Source organism: Spelaeicoccus albus (assembly GCF_013409065.1).
GTDB lineage: Bacteria > Actinomycetota > Actinomycetes > Actinomycetales > Brevibacteriaceae > Spelaeicoccus > Spelaeicoccus albus.
Map to the genome: position 1 here is coordinate 1,385,208 of NZ_JACBZP010000001.1, position 18,275 is coordinate 1,403,482.

General features: G+C 59.4%; 12 protein-coding genes. 7 read left to right on the plus strand and 5 right to left on the minus strand.

The genetic code is table 11. The features are described 5' to 3' along the window. Window positions 1-34 precede the first annotated feature (34 nt). From BJY26_RS06420 to BJY26_RS06450, 7 genes are all read left to right on the plus strand, one after another. Entirely contained in the window at window positions 35-1,399 is a 1,365-nt protein-coding gene (locus tag BJY26_RS06420; protein ID WP_179426679.1) for a glutamine synthetase family protein, read from the plus strand. Further along, window positions 1,380-2,186 carry a gamma-glutamyl-gamma-aminobutyrate hydrolase family protein gene (locus BJY26_RS06425; protein ID WP_237248933.1) on the plus strand — a complete coding sequence of 269 codons (807 nt, stop codon included), beginning with the start codon at window positions 1,380-1,382 and terminating at the stop codon, window positions 2,184-2,186. Before BJY26_RS06420 ends, BJY26_RS06425 begins: the two co-directional genes overlap by 20 nt. Further along, entirely contained in the window at window positions 2,183-3,541 is a 1,359-nt protein-coding gene (locus BJY26_RS06430; RefSeq protein WP_179426682.1) for an aldehyde dehydrogenase family protein, read from the plus strand. Before BJY26_RS06425 ends, BJY26_RS06430 begins: the two co-directional genes overlap by 4 nt. 13 nt (window positions 3,542-3,554) lie before the next feature. Continuing rightward, window positions 3,555-4,346 carry a 3-oxoacyl-ACP reductase gene (locus BJY26_RS06435; protein WP_179426684.1) on the plus strand — a complete coding sequence of 264 codons (792 nt, stop codon included), beginning with the start codon at window positions 3,555-3,557 and terminating at the stop codon, window positions 4,344-4,346. Window positions 4,347-4,378: 32 nt separating this feature from the next. After that, on the plus strand, window positions 4,379-5,140 hold the full coding sequence (locus BJY26_RS06440; RefSeq protein ID WP_237248934.1) for a FadR/GntR family transcriptional regulator: 762 nt from the start codon (window positions 4,379-4,381) through the stop codon (window positions 5,138-5,140). 259 nt (window positions 5,141-5,399) lie between these two features. Further along, entirely contained in the window at window positions 5,400-11,525 is a 6,126-nt protein-coding gene (locus BJY26_RS06445; RefSeq protein ID WP_179426686.1) for a DUF4011 domain-containing protein, read from the plus strand. Between the two features lie 132 nt (window positions 11,526-11,657). Beyond that, window positions 11,658-12,731 carry a restriction endonuclease gene (locus tag BJY26_RS06450; protein ID WP_179426688.1) on the plus strand — a complete coding sequence of 358 codons (1,074 nt, stop codon included), beginning with the start codon at window positions 11,658-11,660 and terminating at the stop codon, window positions 12,729-12,731. Window positions 12,732-12,981: 250 nt separating this feature from the next. Here BJY26_RS06450 and BJY26_RS06455 read toward each other — a convergent pair whose 3' ends face one another. The 5 genes from BJY26_RS06455 to BJY26_RS06475 form a co-directional block, all read right to left on the minus strand. After that, on the minus strand, window positions 12,982-13,590 hold the full coding sequence (locus BJY26_RS06455; protein WP_179426690.1) for a hypothetical protein: 609 nt from the start codon (window positions 13,588-13,590) through the stop codon (window positions 12,982-12,984). Between the two features lie 330 nt (window positions 13,591-13,920). Further along, window positions 13,921-14,745, minus strand: coding sequence for a carbohydrate ABC transporter permease (locus tag BJY26_RS06460; RefSeq protein WP_237248935.1), 825 nt, complete (start codon window positions 14,743-14,745; stop codon window positions 13,921-13,923). Next, window positions 14,742-15,704 carry a carbohydrate ABC transporter permease gene (locus BJY26_RS06465; protein ID WP_179426692.1) on the minus strand — a complete coding sequence of 321 codons (963 nt, stop codon included), beginning with the start codon at window positions 15,702-15,704 and terminating at the stop codon, window positions 14,742-14,744. Before BJY26_RS06465 ends, BJY26_RS06460 begins: the two co-directional genes overlap by 4 nt. A 12-nt stretch (window positions 15,705-15,716) precedes the next feature. Beyond that, window positions 15,717-17,084 (minus strand): extracellular solute-binding protein, encoded by a 1,368-nt coding sequence (locus tag BJY26_RS06470; RefSeq protein WP_179426694.1) that lies wholly within the window; start codon window positions 17,082-17,084, stop codon window positions 15,717-15,719. A 23-nt stretch (window positions 17,085-17,107) separates the two neighbouring features. Then, the gene (locus tag BJY26_RS06475) at window positions 17,108-18,217 is read right to left on the minus strand and encodes a carbohydrate kinase family protein (protein WP_179426696.1); all 1,110 of its coding nucleotides are present in this window, start codon (window positions 18,215-18,217) and stop codon (window positions 17,108-17,110) included. Between the last annotated feature and the right edge of the window lie 58 nt (window positions 18,218-18,275).

Consider the following 18,275-nt stretch of genomic DNA (forward strand, 5'->3'; position numbering starts at 1 on the left):
TACCAATAGATTTGGTTCCGGGAAAGAGATTCACATGAGCACAGGTAGTGCCCCTTTGACGTTGGATCAGCTCAAGGGAGAGATCACATCCGGCGATATCGATACCGTGCTGATAGCGGCGACCGATATGCAAGGCCGACTACAGGGCAAGCGCGTCACCGGGCGCTTCTTCCTTGACGAGGTAATGGATCACGGCACCGAAGGCTGCAATTATCTGCTCGCCGACGACGTCGAGATGAATACGGTTAACGGCTACGACCTCACGTCGTGGGAACGCGGGTACGGCGACCTGGTTTTTCACCCGGACTTCGACACGATCCGGCGAGTCCCGTGGCACAATGCGACCGCCATGGTGCAGTGCGACTTGGCGTATCTCGACGGTTCTCCGGTCAAGCAGTCTCCACGTCAGGTCCTCCTTCGTCAGCTTGAACGTCTAAAAGAGCGTGGGTATGCCGCCGTGGGCGCCACCGAACTGGAGTTCGCCCTCTATCGCACCAGCTACCGGGATGCGGCGGCAGGCGGATATCGGAATCTTGAACCCGCGAGCACGTACAACATCGACTACTCTCTATTCGGCACGGGCCAGGTCGAAGGATATCTGCGCCGTGTGCGAAACGAGATGGACCAGGCCGGGCTTTACACCGAAAGTGCCAAGGGTGAGTGCAATCTGGGCCAGCTCGAAGTTGGATTCCGCTTCACCGACATTTTGGCCACGTGCGACAACCACGTGGTGTACAAACTCGGCTCTAAGGAAATCGCGGATCAAGAAGGCTATTCCGTCACCTTTATGGCTAAACCGAATGAGCGTGAGGGCTCCTCGTGCCATATCCACATGAGCCTTTTGGACGACGCGGGCAACGCTGTCTTCCCCGCTGGTGACGGAGCCGAGATGACGGACACGATGCGGCACTTCGTTGCCGGCCAGATCGCCGCTCAACGTGAATTCACGTACTTTTACGCGCCGAACATTAACTCGTATAAGCGCTATGCTGAGGGGTCGTTCGCCCCGACGGCAGTCGGGTGGGGCTGGGACAACCGCACGTGCGCCCTGCGAGTAGTCGGGCATGGGCCGGGCCTGCGATTCGAGCAGCGCGTCCCGGGCGCCGATGCCAATCCGTATCTGGCCGCTGCCGCATTGGTAGCCGCCGGCATCTACGGAATCGACCACAAGCTGGAACTTGAAGAACCGACGGTCGGCAACGCGTACACGCAGGACATTCCGCATATCCCCAGCAGGCTGCACGACGCGGTACGGCTTTTCAAAGAGTCGGACATGGCGCGCGATGCGTTTGGGGACGAGGTCGTCGACCATTACGTCCACGCTGGCGAAGTGGAAATGGCCGCGTTCGACGCCGCCGTCACCGATTGGGAGGTCCACCGTGGATTCGAAAGGCTCTGATCTTTCGCAAGACCCTGGGCTCTCGCACGGTTGTCGGCGTCCGCTCATCGGCCTTCCCACGTATTACGGACGCAGTCAGCACGGCGTCTGGGACGTCAAGGCGGCGTTCCTGCATGCGACCTATATCGATGCGGTTAGCAGGGCAGGTGGTCGGGTCGCGTTGCTGCCGCCGCAACAGGCTTGGACGGTGTCCGAAACAGCCGAGCTTGATGGCCTGATTCTCACCGGCGGGGAGGACATCGACCCGGCCAGATACGGCGAAGGCCGCGGCCCGTCGACGGGGTGGACGAATACTGAACGGGACGATTTCGAAAGCGACCTCTACCGGTCGGCCCGCGCCGCCGGCGTCCCCCTCCTGGGCATCTGTCGCGGTGCTCAGGTGATCAACGCCGTCCACGGCGGCACCCTCTACCAACACCTGCCCGATGTCCAAGGCCTCGATAAACACGAAGGCACCCGACGAGACGAGTTCCAACACGTCGAGGTGGCCACAATTCCGGGGACGACGGCGTCGGGCGTGCTCGGCGGCGGTGTGCAGGTGAGGTGCCATCATCACCAGGGGATCGACAGGCTTGGATCGGATTTGCGTGTCAGTGCTCGCGCGACCGACGGCGGCATTGAAGCTATTGAAACCACCGCGCCGACCGGCCCAATGCTGCTGGCCGTGCAATGGCATCCCGAAGAATCACTGGACGATCTGCGGCTTTTCCAAGCCCTAGTGGACGCTGCAGCCCACCGGCAGCAGCGCTCGACCCACGAGCCGACGAACATCAAGGAGCGCGCATGACCTACGACGTCATCAACCCTGCCACCGAACAAGTCGTCCAGACGATCGAGATGAACGACGCAGAGTCCGCGAACGCCGCCGTGCAACGTGCAGCCGCCGCTTTCGAAAGCTGGCGCACCGTGTCACCGGCTGACCGAGCCAGGCTGTTGCGCCGTTTTGCCGATGCGGTCGATTCCGACATCGAAAACCTCGCCGATCTCGAGGTCAAGGAAGCCGGCCACACCATTACGAACGCGCGAGGCGAAGCAGAGAACGTGCGCGACGTGCTGCATTACTTTGCCGGGGCGGTCGAGCGGCATCTCGGTGACCAGATCCCGGTCGAAGGCGGTATCGACGTGACTTTCCACGAACCGCTTGGCGTGGTGGGCATCATTGTCCCGTGGAACTTCCCGATGCCAATCGCCGGATGGGGATTCGCGCCGGCGCTGGCGGCAGGCAACACCGTGGTGTTGAAGCCGGCCGAGTTGACGCCGCTGACCGCGGTGCGTATCGGGGAACTGGCCCGCGAGGCTGGGCTGCCGCCTGACGTGCTTCAGGTGCTGCCCGGCAAAGGATCGATCGTTGGGCAGGCGTTCACTGATCACCCGCGGGTGGCGAAGATCGTCTTCACTGGATCGTCGGCCGTAGGCAAGAAGATTCTGGCCGGTTCGGCGGACACGATGAAGCGGACGACGCTCGAGCTCGGCGGCAAAAGCGCCAACGTGATCTTCCACGACGCAGATATCGAGCAGGCAGCGGCGACGGCGCCCTACGGAGTTTTCGACAACGCCGGTCAAGATTGCTGTGCACGGTCTCGTTTACTGGTGCAGCGAAGCGTGTTCGACGAGTTCATGGAGCTACTTGAACCGGCGATTGCGGGCGTGCGCGTGTGCGACCCCGCGGATGAGAAGTCCGAGATGGGCCCGCTGATCTCGGCCGAGCAGCACCGCGTGGTCAGCTCATTCTTGGACGACGGCGCGGACGTCGCATTTACGGGCTCGGCGCCGAACGGGCCGGGGTACTGGTTTGCTCCGACCGTGGTGATCGCTGGGTCGCCGAACGACCGGATTGTGACGGACGAGATCTTCGGTCCGGTAGTTACGGTGCTGCCGTTTGACGATGAAGCGGATGCGATCCGGATAGCGAACGACTCAATCTACGGCTTGTCCGGATCGATTTGGACCGAGAATGTGCGGCGCGGGCTGCGTGTGGCGCGGGCGATCGATTCGGGGGCGTTGTCGCTAAACTCGCATGCCGCAGTTCGGTACAACACTCCGTTCGGCGGCTTCAAGCAGTCGGGCATTGGCCGCGAGCTAGGTCCGCACGCGCTGGATTCATTCACCGAGACCAAGAATCTGTTCATCGCCACAACGTAGAAGGGCAGCCATCATGGACACACTGGAAGAAATCGTATGCCGACGGCTGCCCGGACGAGCCGCGGTGGTCACCGGCGGAGCGAGCGGCATCGGCCTGGCCACGGCCAAGCGCCTCGCCTCGGAGGGGGCGGACGTCGTCGTGGCAGACATGAACGACGAGGCTGGACAAAAGGCGGCCAAAGAAGTCGGTGGGCTATACGTGCACGCCGACGTGACGGACCCGGGCGACGTCGAGAACCTGTTCCACGTCACGAACGAGACGTACGGGCGGGTGGACATCGCATTCAACAACGCGGGCATTTCGCCTCCGGACGACGCGTCGATCACCGAGACCGGTCTCGAAGCGTGGCGCAAAGTGCAGGATGTAAACCTGACGTCCGTGTACCTCTGCTCGAAGCAGGCACTGGTTTATATGCGCAGGCAAGGCAAAGGCTCGATCATCAACACGGCATCGTTCGTGGCACACATGGGAGCGGCGACGTCGCAGATTTCGTACACCGCGTCGAAGGGCGGTGTGCTGGCTATGTCGCGCGAACTCGGAGTGGAGTTCGCGAAGGAGGGCGTCCGGGTCAACGCGCTGTGTCCCGGGCCGGTGAACACGGAGTTGTTGCAGGAGCTGTTCGCCAAAGATCCGGAGATGGCAGCCCGGCGGCTCGTGCATGTGCCGATGGGGCGGTTCGGTGAGGCCGAGGAGATGGCAGCAGCTGTAGCGTTCTTGGCCAGTGACGACGCGTCATTCGTGACGGCCTCGAGCTTCATGGTGGACGGCGGACTGACCAACGCCTACACGACGCCGCTGGGGTAGGGAAGGCGCTCGTTGACTAAGGAGGTCGTTCGTTGAGCTTGTCGAAACGCCCAGAGCCCGCCGAGCCGTCAGGGGAGTTCTCGTCACTGCGGGCGGTTGCGCCAGCGCGCACCGGCAACGTCTTTGAAGAGACGATCGAATGCCTGCTGCAGATCATCCGACTGGGGATCGTTCCGCCAGGCGCGCGATTTCCACCAGAGCGGGAGCTGGCCGCGCAGTTCGGAGTATCGCGGGCAACGCTAAGAGAAGCGATCTCAGAGTTGAACAGCGCTGGATGGGTAGACGTGCGGCGCGGACGCGGCGGCGGAACTTTCGTCGCGGAGCAGAGCGGCGAAGCGCCACGAGGGATCGGCAAACCGGTGGAGCAGGAGAGCTTGTCGGCTGCAGAAGTGGAAGACACGCTCGCATGGCGACGCGTGATCGAGTTGGGCGTTGTCGAAGTTGCGGCGGAGCAAAGCCTGTCGGCCGCGCAGCGACAAGAGCTGAACCAGGCGATGAGCGAAAGCCTCGAATCGACGCTGGGAAACTATCGACGGTTGGATTCGCGGCTCCACCTGACGTGGGCGAAAGCGACCGGGTCGCCGAGTTTAGTGCGGTCGATGGCAGAAAGCCGGACGCGAATCAACAAGTTGCTGGGAAGGATACCGATGATCGAAACGAACCTGACGCACTCCCATGAGCAGCATCAGCGTGTAGTCGACGCGATCTTCGGTGGAAATGCGCAGGCCGCGCGTTCCGCCATGGCCGAACACCTCGATGGGACCGCTGCCTTGTTACGTGGGTTTTTGATGTAGGAGACAGCTTTGCCCTGGCTGCGGTTTGACTCATTGTCGGCGATGACCGCGTAAGTGCCGACAGCGCTTCTAACTCTGTGACATTCAAACGAAGGACGCTCGTACACCAATGGCTTGGAGATACCACAGTTGGCCTCATTCGTAGTCGATTACTTCCGATGCATCCTCGGCGTCTGATGAGAGTTGCACTAGGAATAGAATTTGATCTCCGGCGGTCTCGCAAAAGCGATTGAGGGTGCCAATCCTGTTAGGAGTTGTCATGGACGAAGAAGTCTCTGCAGCGACGGTTCCCGCAATCGACGTGTCTGTTGACGCGCTGGATTCGGTCAGCTACGCCTTGGTCGCGAATCGGCTACCTGCGCTCAGGGCAATCAAAATCACCAACAACAGCGGTTCCGCGCTATCCGACGTGTCGATTGATGTCACTATTCGGGCTGCGGGAACCAATCTTGTCGACAAATGGCACTACGACGTCGGCGTAGAAATCGCACCGAATGATTCGTTCATTCTGGACACGCGTGAGATCGTCGATCTCGATATCGACACAGAGTTTTTATCAAATCTGACAGAGAGCATAAGGGGCCGATTTGGTGTCGCACTCAACTGTCGTTGGCACGAAGAAGTGCGATCAACAGAGTCGTTTACTTTGCTTGCAGCAAACGAGTGGTACGCCGCCCCGGAATTGCGCGAAACCCTGATCAGCTTCGTTCAGCCAAACACCAACACCGTCATATCCCTGCTACAAGACGCATCGTCAATACTGAATGCGACGACCGGCTCTGGGGCACTCGAGGGGTATCAGAGCGGTCCCCGGCGAGCTATGGAAATTGGTTCAGCCATCTATGCCGCGATAAACAAGAAGGGCATTAACTACTTAGAGCTTCCGGCGTCATTCGAGGAGACAGGGCAGCGAGTCAGAACTCCGGCTGAGGTCATGCAGACTGGCTTTGGAAACTGTGTTGATCTATCGCTCCTATATTGTTCGGCACTCGAACACGCAGGACTTGAACCGTTCATTTGGCTCACTAACTCGCATGCAATGTCAGGTTTTTACATCGAGCCAATGGCAGTTGCCACCCGGCAACCGGTGTTAGATGACCACAGTATTGCGCGGAATCTCGTCGATAGCGAACGCGCCGTTGCGGTAGAAAGTACCGCATTGGCGACGTCTGACTGCAGGTTTGTGGGAGCCATCAGTGCTGGCAAGGAGAAGACGACAAGCCACGCGTTCCAAGCTCTTCTTGATATTAGAGCTCTACGCCGTATAGGGATCCGTCCGCTGCCAAGCCCGGACGACGTCGCAGTTCAGCCCACCGTCGACACCGGTAAATCATCAAACAAGACCTTTACAATGAGTGAGACGCTGAGCCTTCCGGACGTCACACCCCCTGCAAATGAGGATGCCAATGAGCTTGCAAGGCGGCAGGACAATTCACCGCTTCGGATTCAGCGATGGAAAAAGTCGCTACTCGACCTGAGCCTTCGAAACCCACTACTGAATTTGCCGCGCACGTCACGCGTGCTGCGGCTGCACATGCCATCCGGATCACTTGCCGAGCTCGAAGACCTAGTCTTTCAAGGAAAAGCGTTTTCAATCCTTCCGGACGACGACCTTACGCAATTCCAGCATGCTCGAGGCGTCCAATCCGTGACCGAGCTTGGCCCGGACGAACTTGCGCGCGATCTGACCGATGAGAAGGTTCTCTATGCGAGTGTCTCGTCGGCCGCGTATCGAAAGCGTCTCAAAGACTTTCAACGTGCAGCAAGATCGATGCTCCAGGAGACTGGCAGCAATTACCTCTATCTGTGCCTCGGCAGTCTTGTGCACCCCGGTTCAAGTCGCGCTGCGGAGGCACCGCTATTCATCCTGCCGATTCGTGTAACCGGTGGTGTTGGCAATGGGCCGTACAAATTCGATGTCGACGGTGACCAACTTGCGGTGCCTAACCTTTGCCTGGTCGAGTGGTTAAAAGTCAAGCATCACCTCGCCGTTCCCGCATTGGAGAACCCTCCGCGTGATGAATCTGGCATTGATATTGACGAAGCGTTGAAACAAATTCGACGTGGGATCGCTGATGCCAACTTGAGCTACCACGTCAACGACAGTGCGAGTCTCGCAATGCTTTCGTTTAGCACATTTCAAATGTGGCGAGATCTCGAAGAAAATTGGCAGTTGCTGTCGAAAAATTCCGTTGTCCGACATCTGGTCGAATCGCCGGGGGCAGAATATTTAGATCCGGTGGTTGACTCTGATATGGCGGCTTCTGTGCCGAGGGAAGAGGACTTGCAACTACCTATTCCTGCCGACGGTTCGCAGATTGAGGCCGTAGGGATGGCCATGCTGGGACAGTCGTTCGTACTAGAAGGTCCTCCAGGTACTGGCAAGTCCCAGACGATTACCAATATGATCTCCGCCTTGTTGGCTAGCGGTAAGCGCGTACTCTTCGTGGCCGAGAAGCAGGCCGCACTCGAGGTTGTCAAGAAGAGACTCGATAAAATCGGTCTCGGACCATTTGCTCTCGACATTCACGGCCGCGATCAGTCGATAAACGCGGTACGCAGTCAAATCAAAGACGCAATGGAAATTCCGGCAACGCGTGATGCATCGACAATTCAGCGACTCGGGCGAGATCTTTCGTCGAGCATCGGAGAGCTTAAAACTTACCCGGAGGCCATTCACTCTGCGAACGCAAGTGGGCAGTCGCTCTGGTCTGCGTATGAGCAGAGTCTAATTCTTAGGGACGGGCCGGCCTTTAAGCTGCCAACAACTGTGCTGAACTTGTCCGTAGATGCGCAGCGTGACGTTGAACGAGCGCTTACGGAATTTGCAACGAATGCTTCACGGGCCATCCATACCGGTGGCGATACAGCCAGAGGCCTTACAAGTTGTGCATGGAGCCTGAGCACAGTCGCCGACTTTGAAAAGTTGGACGCGAACGTCCTGAGAGACCGATTAGACGCTATCGAGCGAAGTATGGCGGCTTTCTCAAGCCTCCCCGAGCCGCTCCGTGTCTTCGCTTCGCAGCGTAAGCCCGACGGGTTGGTCGAGGATGCAGAAATACTAAGTAAGCTGGCGCGCACGAAATCGCTTCGCCGTGAGGCGTTATCGCTGGCCGCGAATCCGCGCGTTGTCTCCGATATTCGTTCGCTCCTCCAGCAACAGGGTCGCTTTTTGATGCAGCACCGCGAACTATTTACTCTCGTTCGGCCGGAAATTTTACGAGCGAAAACGCTTCGCGGTTGGCTTGAAGACGCTAAGGCCGGCGAGGCCAAGACTTTCGGACGCAAAAAGCGGCGAAACATCTTGGCTCAGGAAGTTGCAGGATATGCACATCCCGGACGGACAATCGCCCCCGACACGATCCTAGAATTTTTGAGCAAGCTCAACGTCGCGCAGAACGATGCGTTGCTATTGTTTCAACGATCTAAGAAGGTCGGAATCGACTCTATCCTTCCGGGGTGGCTTCCGGAGTCCGAACAGGCCTATGAAGGTCTGTCGCAGCAATTGGAAAGTCTCGTCTCTGCCCTCGAGCTTCGTCGGGAATACGCAGAGCACTGGACGTTGCTGGAGACGCCGGCTGGCAGTGATAATCCGCTCGCGCACATCGCGCCCGAAATCCACGACTTTACCGAGACATTCCGGGATACGGCAGCCGCCTGGAGTTCGTTCAGACAAACTCTTGGGGTAACGAACGAGTCATTGGAACGCTGGATCCGCGGATCGACTGGGCGAACTTGGGCAGAGGCATGGCAAGGCTCCAGCACCACGTGGCGCTCGGATAACGAGTTTTTCCGCGGGCTCGCAGCATGGACACGAGTGGCAGCAGCGCTCGGAACTATCGAATCTTACGAGTTAGGTGAATTAGCGCATCAACTCGTTGACGGAGGTATCGAATTCCGCGATGTCACATCAGCCTACGACCGCGGCTTTTATCAGGCGGCCATCAACGAGCGGCGAACCGCAGCCGGCCTGGATTGGTTTGACGGGCGGGTCCGGGACCAAAAGACCGATCGGTATTTGAATGCATCAACGGACATTCAAGACGAGCTGCCAACCGCGTTACCCACTTTGGTGTCACGGCATCGTGGGTTCACATCAGTACCGCCGCGCTCGCCGCAAGCCACATTAAAGAAGGAACTCGACCGGAAACGTGGTGGTCTGAGCATTCGGCAATTGTTTGACCGGTATTCTGAAGTGATTTTGGGGCTGACACCGTGTGTTCTGATGTCACCGGCGTCAGTGGCAAACTTCGTTGCTCCTCGAGACGAGCCGATATTCGACGTCACTATCTTCGATGAAGCGTCGCAAGTCAGAGTTTCTCAAGCCGTCGGCTCGATTGGACGAGCGCGATCATGCATTATCGTTGGCGATTCCAAGCAGATGCCTCCTTCATCGATCATGCAGGCAAGCGGGCGGTCGGTTGAAGAGTCCGACCTGAACGTCGATCCCACTTCCGAGAGCGCCATGGTCCCGGAAGATATGGAGAGCATTCTCAGCGAAGCGGTCGAGTCTCAGCTACCGCAGCAGTGGCTGTCTTGGCATTACCGAAGCCAACATGAAGGCTTAATTGCCTTTTCGAACAACGCATACTATGAAAACCATCTTGCGACTATTCCGTCGCCTGCAACCGTCGATGAGAGTGTTGAATTTCGACGAATTAACGGGACGTTTGGTCGCGGAAAGGATCGCACGAACCCAGCAGAAGCTGAAGCTATCGTCGATGAAGTCGAGCGACGGATCCACTCTCCGGAATCTTCTAGCGACAGTATTGGTGTCGTTACATTCAATACGCAGCAACGCGACCGCATACTTGACCTGTTGGAAAACCACGCTGACCCCGTCATCCGCCAAATGATGGCCGAGGAATCGACCGCAATATTCGTCAAAAACCTCGAGAATGTTCAAGGCGACGAGCGTGACGTTATTTTGTTCTCCGTCGCATTCTCAAAGGACCCGGCAACCGGAAAGGTACCGCTCCAATTTGGGCCACTTAACACAGACGGAGGGGAACGGCGCCTTAATGTCGCGATTACGCGAGCAAAGAAGCAGGTCGTCATATTTTGTTCGTTCGACCCGGAAAATTTGGAGCTGGGGTCGTCACGTTCTCAAGGACTGAACGATCTCAAACGGTACCTGGTGGCCGCTCGAGACCATGCGTATCGGCCCGTTAGCTCAAACGTAACCCAAACTCGGAATGCCCAAGGCGTAGCCAATGAGATTGCTTGTCACCTCAGAGAACGCGGCTTCGACACTGAGCTGGCGTATGGGCTGTCACGCTTCAAAGTTGACGTGGTCGTCCGCGAGGCCAATTCAAGTGAGGAACCAATCCCATGGAGGACCGCCGTAATTCTTGACGGCCACGGCTGGGCACGACAGCCCACTGTCGCGGATCGCGAGGGGTCGCCCGAGTTATTACTCAGCCCGATGAATTGGGGCGCCGTCAAGAGAGTTTGGTTACCCGAATGGATAGCCAATAAGGACGCTGTAGTTGAAGATATTGCCTCTCGTGTCGATGCAGCCGTGGAGAGCGCCGCCCAGGAGGCACGAGACCGTACCGAACGCGAGCGACAGAAAGCGGATTTACTCGAGGGTCGTCGACGTGAGGCCGAGGTACTGGATGTACTGGACCAGATTAATAACTCAACGGTCGATAACGACCAGGACAAAGGCGTTGCTGAGGAAGTCACATCGGCCGACGAGCCAGAAGAGGTCGAGGGAGCGACCGGTGCTGAGCAACGCGTGACCGAGCACTCACTGCAAACCGATCGCGACGCGGGCGGCGTGAGAGAGGTTGCGGAAACTCCCAAACATCACGACAATTTGCGCACTCCATTCATCAGTGCCGCAGAACGCTACCAAACCCTTGTTGGTGAAAAAGAGGAACTTGACCAACTGCGCCGAAACAGGCTGGTCCGGTCGAAGATGCAGGATGTTCTGCGGGAGTTGGTGGAATTCGAAGGACCGATTGAAGTTGAACGATTGCTGCTACTGGCGCATCGGCGTTTCGGCATGATGAAAGTTGTTGGGACGCGACGAGAAGTTGCGCGCGGGCTAATTGACCCGTCTGCGTTTTACTCGGAAGACGGTCACAAGTTTGCTTGGCCCTCCCGTCTTGATCCAAACGAGTGGTTTGGTTATAGATTCGTGACGAGCAGCACCGACAGGACCATTCATGAGGTCGCGCCGGAAGAGATCGCCAACGCAATGCGCTCCGCACTTATGAATGGCTCCGCGATGAGCAGCGAAGAGCTGATGCGTGAAGCTTATACTTCGCTCGGTTACAAGCGTATGGGCGGACACGCCAGGGAGACGCTTCTCACAGCGCTTCGATTGGGGGTGAGCACCGACCGATTCGTGGTTGTCGAGGGCAAATATCGGCTCTAACTCACGACCCGATTCAACTATCCAACGACCATCCCCGTTCTGCGCTTTAATTCTGACGTGCAAATTCGACCTGTCTCGAAGTGCGATCAGCCTCGCCGAAGTGACAAGTCATGTTTGTGACAAAGTGACCTTATGACTTCATGGATGATTCGCGCCGGAAGTGCTGGCGAACGCGAAGACTGGGCTCTCGAAACTGGATGCTCGGGTGCAGGGTTCGGCGAGGTCGCTCCGCTCTATGACGCAGACAGGCGCGATGATGTCGTCGATGCCGTGAACGCGGTGTATTCAGATTCCGGAGATGGAGCGGTCCGGAACTTCGCTGCACAGCTTTGGGCGCTGCGTGGGCGAATGGCCGTTGGAGACCTCGTAGTCATGCCCCTTAAACGGACGCCATCCATCGCTTTGGGAATCATCACGAGCGACTATGAATATCTGGCAGACGAACCTGATATACAGCGTAGACATGTCCGCCGTATCGATTGGAAAGTCACTGACTTAGGCCGAGCGCGCGTCAAACAGGACTTGCTGTATTCGTTGGGTGCCTTCTCCACAATTTGTCAGATCAAAAGAAACGATGCCGAGTTCAGGCTCCGAACGTGCATTGAGCGAGGAGTCGACCCTGGCGCGCGCAACTCCTCCGTAGCAGCGCAGGCTGCCGCCGCGCCCCCAGCTGAGGTGACGATTGGGCAGGAAGAAGCCGATGATTCTGAGGCCAACATTCCGGTCGACCTTGCTCGAGTAGCGGCAGACAGCATTGCCAGTCGTGTCATCGAAGTATTTGCCGGGCACAAGATGGAGTCGCTCGTCGCGGAGATATTGCGAGCGAATGATTACGTCTGCATGGAGCACGGCGCGGGCACGGACGATGGCATCGATCTTGTCGCCGGAAAAGGGCTGCTGGGACTCGAGGCGCCGCGCATCATTGTGCAAGTGAAATCACAGGCATCATCGGTCGACAGCCCAACCGTTCAGCAATTGCACGGAGCCTTGAAGATGCACGATGCTGATCAAGGTCTCTTAGTGGCATGGGGAGGACTCACTAAGGCCGCTCGCAAGCTCGTCGACTCCCATCGCTTCGCCGTGAGGGTGTGGGAAGCGGACGACGTGGTGAACCTTATTGAGCGGCACTACCTGGACTTGTCGGCGTCGATTCGGAAGGATCTGCCGCTTCGGCAGATCTGGACTCTGGCCGAGGACGCCGGGTAGACGGTCGGAGTTCGACAGCGCTAATTGAAATCAGCCCGCTGCCGCTAAACGTCTTAGACCCAAGGCCAATATCTTGTCCTGAGAATACTGCCATCATCGGAAGACCTCGATGCGAACGCCAATTACGCACTCAATCGCGAAGGGCCAGGAATCTCGACAATTTCGGGGTTTAGACGCGACTTTAGGTTGGTCCGCTCGCTGCCATTCTTCCGCTGACCTTGAGGTCTTGCGGTACCGGCAGGTGTGCGCGTTATTTCCGGGCCTTCGCCTCCCAAATCGCGTGATCAACCATCCATGGTGTTATCGCAAGGGCGTCTGCCGCCTCTGCAAGTAGTGCGCGGGCTTCTGTCACGGTGACCTCGCGGTCGAGAATCTCTCGCAGCCACGACAGGATGTGTCTGTCGGGTTTCACTTGCGAATCGTCGCCAGCATTCATCCAAAGATTGCCGGTGCGGACGGCATCGATTCCGTGGCCTGGCACCTCGGCAAGTGCGTGTTCAACTTCAACCACGCGATCTACGTCCGACAGCAATTTACTGACATCTGATAGCACCTCGATCTTGTGGTCGAGCAGGATACCGGCAGTTTGCCGAACCGCGGCGGCTTTTAAAACACCACTTCGAGTCGAGGTTCGCTGATTATTGTGCAGGATGTCGCCGGCGAAAGCCCCGTCTGTCAGAGAATCGATTGAGTCGAGGAAGTTAGTAAGCGTTTGTTCGTCAGAGCGCGGGCTGATGCTGCCAGCTATTACGTCTCCCGTTAAGAGCACTGAAGAAAGGCCTGCCCATTTTGCGTACCGATGGACCACTGGGACGACGACCGAATCGTATTTGGCGTTGATCGAGTAAACAGCGTCCAAGATGCACAGGCCCAGGTGACCCCACCCGGATTTTCTCAGTTGCGGATTCAGTGATTTAACCGCGATGGCTACCGAGTCAATGTCGGCGGGAGCGTTTTGCGTTCTGTCGGATACTTGGAAAGCCCTTCCGTTGACGAAATCGTGGACCCATATCGAAGCCGTTTCCTCTGACAGTGCGGATATCTATGAATGGGCTGCCACGATCGTTCTACGCGGAGTAAAACGAGAACATCTACTCTCATGGTTGGCCCTGAACCTGGAGGGCGTATCAGCGCCCTCCAAACCGTGAAACACCGGTGAACACCTGCAACTCGTGCCAGATTCCCACCCCTACTCCTTCACGGCGCCGCTGACCATTCCTTCGATGAAGCGCCGCTGGAAGATGAGGTAGACGATGACCACGGGCAGGGCGACGAGCACTGCGCCGGCTGCCAGCAGGGAAATATCCGACGAATGCTGTCCTTGGAAGAATGCCAGTCCAAGCGGCACGGTGCGGTGGTTCCCCGACGAGATCATCACCAGCGGCAGCAGGAATTCGTTCCACGTCCACATGAAGGTGATAACGATCATCGTCGTGATCGCCGGGCGCCCGGACGGCACCAGGATCCTCCACAAAATGCCCCAACTCGACGCGCCGTCGAGGCGGGCGGCCTCGATCAGCGAGCGCGACGCCGACACGAAGTACGTGCGCATCCAATACGTGCCGAACGCGACGGACTGCGCCGTCTGCGGCAGGATCAACGCCCAATACGTGTTCGTCAGATTGAGATCCCGAAACCCGTAGTACAGCGGGATCACTATCACTTCCTCCGGGATCGTCAGCCCGAGGACGAACAGGTAGAACAGCACTTTCGAGCCGGGAAAGCGCATCGTGCCGAACGCATAGGCCGCCATGATGGAAAAGATCCCGGCCGCCACGACCACCGTGACCGCCACGAGAACCGACGATCCGAGGAACGAACCGAAGTGCCCGCGCGTCCACGCATGCACGAAGTTCTCCAGATGCAACCCGTCCGGGAACCGCAGGCCCGGCTGAGCGTACTGATCCGTCGACAACGCCGCCGACAGGATCTGCACAAGCGGCACGAGCGCGATGATCGTGAACACGATCAAGATGACGTATGTGACGCTCCGGTCCCGGCGCGAACTGATCACTGCTTACCCTCCACCAGTCGCGACACCACGGCGGTCAGCACGAACACCACGACCGTCAGGCCGACGCCGACCGTCGCTGCCGAGCCGACCTGGCTCAGTTCGAACGCGCGGTGGTACACCTCGTACGCCGGCACCGACGTGCTGTTGCCCGGGCCTCCCGACGTCGTCAGGTAGATCAAGTCGAAGTTCCGCAGGCCCGCCACGATCGTCAACGTCGTCGCCACCGCGATCTGCGGCCGGAGCGCCGGAAGCGTGACCGCGAAGAACTCCCGCACCGCGCCGGCGCCGTCGAGCCGAGCCGCCTCGTACAGCTCGCGCGGAATCGACTGGACGCCGGCCATGAACAGCACCATGCACAGGCCGAACCCCACCCACGTGCCCGCGATGCCGATTGCCGGCAGCGCCAAGTCCGGGTTGCCGAGCCACGGCTGGCCCTTCGAGCCGAGGCCGATGAGCCCGAGCACCTGGTTCACGACGCCGGACGGCGCGTACACCCACCGCCACGCGACCGCCACCACGACCATGGCCAGCACTTGCGGAAGAAACAGGACCGTCCGAAAGAACGTCAGGCCGCGAACGCGGATCCTTGACATCGTCGCCGCCAACAACAGCCCGATGAGCACCGGCAGCGCCGCATAAAACAGCAGCAGAATCAGCGCGTGCACGAACGCGCCGCGCAGATCCGGATCGGTCAGCAGCGCAACGTAATTGTCGGCGCCCGCCCACCTCGCCGGCGACAGCCCGTCCCAGTCGTAGAGCGAGTACCGCACGGACTGCAGCAACGGCAGCACGATGAACACCACGAACACCGCGAGCGCCGGCAGGATGTACAAGTATCCGACGGTCCGCGGCTCCCCGGGAGCGCGGCGGTACACGTGCCACGGCCGCCGCCGTCTGGCTGATCCGCCCGGCCGCGCCGACCGGCCCGGCCCCGCCTCGCCCTTCTCCGTCAGTGACATCGATGGTGACGATTACTGCTGGCTGTGGAACTTGTTGACGTCGGATTGCAGCTTGTCCGCGAACTGTTTCGGGCTGAGACTGCCGCCAATGAGTTCTTGCAGCGCGGCCGTGATCGTGTCGTAGAAGGTCGGCGACGAGTAGTCGAGGTACGGCACCAGACCATCGACGCTGTTGATCTTCTTCCAGTCCCGGAACATGTCCTTGTCGACCGCGTACTTCGACTTCGGCGAGGTCGCACCGGGCACGGCGGGCAGGTTGCCGGTGTCGGCCATGACCTTTGCCGCGTGCTTGCTGGTGAGGAAGTTGATGTACGCCGCGGCAACATTCGGATGCTTGGACTTCTGCGTGATACTCAGCGCCAGGCTCTCGCCGCCGGTCGTGGCTTGTTGCTGCCCGGCGGGCGCCGGCGGAAGCATCATCCGTAGCGAGTTGCCCATCGGCTTCTTAATGTCCGCGGCCTCCCAGGTCCCGGTGATCAGGTAGGCGCCCTGCCCGTGGGAGAACTGCTTCGCGGCGTCGTCGTATCCGATGCCGTTCGGCCCGGACGGGAAGTACCCCTTCTTCGTCCACTGCTGAAGCGTCTTTGCCGACTTTTCAAATCCGGGGCTCGTCCACTTCGTATCCCCGCCCCCGTACACGAGCGAGCGAATCTGCTTCGTCGGCTGGTTTTGCGCCTGAATCAGCCCGATCGTGTGAATGGCGGGGTACTTGTCCAGATTGCCGAACTGGATCGGCAACTGACCGGCCTTCTTGATCTTCGCCAAGCTCTGCTCGAACTGCGACCAGTTCTTTGGCGGTTTGATGCCGAGCGACTTCAGCTTCTTCTGGTTGTAGTAGATGCCGATGAACTCGCCCATCTGCGAAACGCCGTAGAGGTGGCCTTCACCGAATTTCGTCGCCGAGTTGTTCACCCGGTTCAAGTCGAGCAGCGCGGGCGAGTACCGGGACTTCCAGTCGTACGCCTTCGCGTACTTGTCCAGGTTCATCAGCATGCCGGCGTGCACGAAGGACACCATGTCGGGGTAACCCTGGTTCACTTCGACGACGTCCGGCGGGTGATTGCCCGACAAGGAGAGTTTGAGCGTGGTCTTGAGATCGGAGAAGCTCTTCGACGTGCGTTTGATCGTCACGTTCGGGTACTTCTTCATGAACTCTTTGTTCAGCCGAGTCATCTCGGCGTTCTGCCCGCCGCGGACCTCCTGGTCCCATTCGCGTAGCGTGACCTTGCCCGCTTTGGCGACGTCCTTCGACACGCTCGTGGGCTCGGTCGACTTTTTGCTTCCGCCCGAATCTGCGCCCGGGGCACTGCAGGCGGCGAGCACCACAGCGACCGGAAGTGCGACCCACGCCGCGATTATCCTTCTGCTAGAGCGTTTCATCGATACTCCTTGACTGAAGGCGCCTACCGCGGCGTCATGTGTGAACCCGGATGCGTAGAAAAAGTCGCCTCGGCCAACCGCCTTGCGTGGGCCTTGCTCGGCAAACGGATGCCGTCGAGAAAAGCATAGCGCCGGCGCAGCGACGTCACGTAGGCGTTCGAGCGTTCGTCGTTATTTAACGTTCGCCACCATTCGAGGACCTCGGCCAGACCGGGGCTCGACAGCGATCCGCCGAATTGCTGGACGGCGAGTGCTGAGCACAGTGCCGCAAACGCGAGGCGGTCGGTCAAGGGCCATTGGCCGAGCGTTCCAAGCATGATCCCGGCGACGAAGACGTCGCCCGCGCCGGTTGCGTCGATTGCGGGCACGTTCAGGGCGGGAACCTGCGCCTCCTCGCCGGTGCGCGAATCGATGGCCATTGCGCCGTCCGCGCCGTTGGTGACGACCGCGATCGGCACTCGGTCGGCTAGGGCGTACAGCGCGTCGCGTGGCGAGTCGGTGCGGGTGTAGGCCATCGCCTCGCCTGCATTCGGCAGAAAGGCGTCGCATTCGGCGAGTAGGTCGAGTTTCGATGGCGCCCATTCGCCGCTTTCGTCCCAGCCGATATCGGCGAACACTGTCGCGCCTTGCGAGCGTGCGTGCCGCAGCCACTGCGGTGATTCGCCGTCCGTCCACGACCCGTCGTCCAGATCGGCGACGACAGCCCGCGCTCGCGGCGGGGTGCCGATCATCTCGGACGCCGTCAGGGGCGGCGGGTGGCTGTGCGTGACCATGCTCCGGTCACCGCGCGTGGCCATCGACACCGTGACGGGCGAGTGCCACCCTTCAAACCGGCGCGAGCTCGAAAGGTCGACGCCTTCCTGCTCGGAAAGGGTGGACCAGCAGAAATCGCCGTAGACGTCGTCGCCGAACGCCGCGGACATGGATGTCAAGAGCCCGAGCCGGCTCGATGCGGTGGCCAGGTTGGCGATGCCGCCGGGGGAGGAGCCCATGCCGCTGGCCTGTAGCTCGACGCCGGGCGGCGGCACTGATTCGAGTCCGGTGAAGATGAGATCGAAGAAGACGGTGCCGTGAACGAACACGTCGAAGTCGGGACGTGCGCCGTGCTCGGCGTCGTTGTCGCTCGCTGCCATTGCAAGTCTCCGTTGTCGCATACGTTCATAAGTGCGCAATCAGAGTATCAATGATGAC